At 35.0% G+C, this 1,192-nt stretch carries 2 protein-coding genes; both read right to left on the minus strand.

The window, feature by feature from the left end:
- Window positions 1–492: 492 nt before the first annotated feature.
- The gene (locus JCM16496_RS21110) at window positions 493–768 is read right to left on the minus strand and encodes a type II toxin-antitoxin system YafQ family toxin (protein WP_025836438.1); all 276 of its coding nucleotides are present in this window, start codon (window positions 766–768) and stop codon (window positions 493–495) included.
- The gene (locus JCM16496_RS21115) at window positions 765–1,019 is read right to left on the minus strand and encodes a hypothetical protein (protein ID WP_025836439.1); all 255 of its coding nucleotides are present in this window, start codon (window positions 1,017–1,019) and stop codon (window positions 765–767) included. The genes JCM16496_RS21110 and JCM16496_RS21115 overlap by 4 nt, the downstream gene beginning before the upstream one ends.
- Between the last annotated feature and the right edge of the window lie 173 nt (window positions 1,020–1,192).

Here is a 1,192-nt window from a genome sequence, read left to right on the forward strand (position 1 = left end):
TTATATCTTTTATATTTATTAACTTTTAAAGTGTTGTATTTTTGCAAATTTACTATTCAGAATGTAATATATATTTCGGCTATATTACATATGCGAACGAACAATAAGAAAAACAGAGAAAGGGGAAAAACAATATAAGTGCAGCTTAAAAAATAGTTTAGAAGAATTATTAATACCTGAGAATAAATGTTCTTAAAAAAGAAAAAGACCGAATAACTAAGTATTCAGCCTTTTATAAAGAGCGGCAAGCGAGGTTCGAACTCGTGACCCTCAGCTGGGGAAAATCATTATCCCCATTTATTAACAATTGGCAACCAATTAAATAGGATAACAATCAAAATATTCACCCTCCTTTTTACCCCCTATTTTGATAGGCCATTTTTTGCAAGGATAAAGTTAGGCAAATAACAGATAAGCTTATTTTCGATTACTTTATTGGATTCTGTATATGCCAGCTTTCGCGACAATGTCATTACGGCTTATAGCCCAATCCTAACTCCTTTTCCTAAATAACTCGGAATGACTCCCAATTCTAACAACTTCTATCACATCATCCTCTATCCATATCAAAAGAAAATCATTTTTTATATGGCACTCCATGCAATCCTTATAATTCCCGATAAGTCCATGTGGCTTGTATTTGCTTGGAATAGACGCACCTTTCGCCAGTTTGTCCAAAACCTCAAACAAGGCTTCCATCAACTGGATGTTATTCCGGTACTTTTTCAAGTCCTTCTTCGCCTGCGTACTATAACGTATTGTTTTCATTCAATCTCGTTGACGGATTTCATGAATGAATCAAAATCTTTAGCATCTATTACCCCAGCATATTTCCCGGAACGAGCTTCATTTATGGCTGCAACCGTTTCTTCATTCGGCTCGGAACACACTGCTTCCATCAGAGTACTTTCTACAAAATTATTTAAGCTTCTATTCGCTTTCTTGGCATGTTCCTGCAAGACTTGTAACAAGTCTTCCCGCAACCGAAACGAGGTTTGCTTTCTTATTACTGCTTCCATATCATTAATGTATTATATTGCAATACAAAAGTAACACAATATAATCACAAAAGCAAATATCAATCCACTTTCATTTTTATGCTCTCTCCGTAGGAGATTTAACATACCCATAGGGTTTTCGGACTGACCCATTGTAATTAGACATGGATTTGACATGTTTTTACCGTATCAAA

Origin of the sequence: Bacteroides rodentium JCM 16496, assembly GCF_000614125.1 — a bacterium.
Lineage (GTDB): Bacteria > Bacteroidota > Bacteroidia > Bacteroidales > Bacteroidaceae > Bacteroides > Bacteroides rodentium.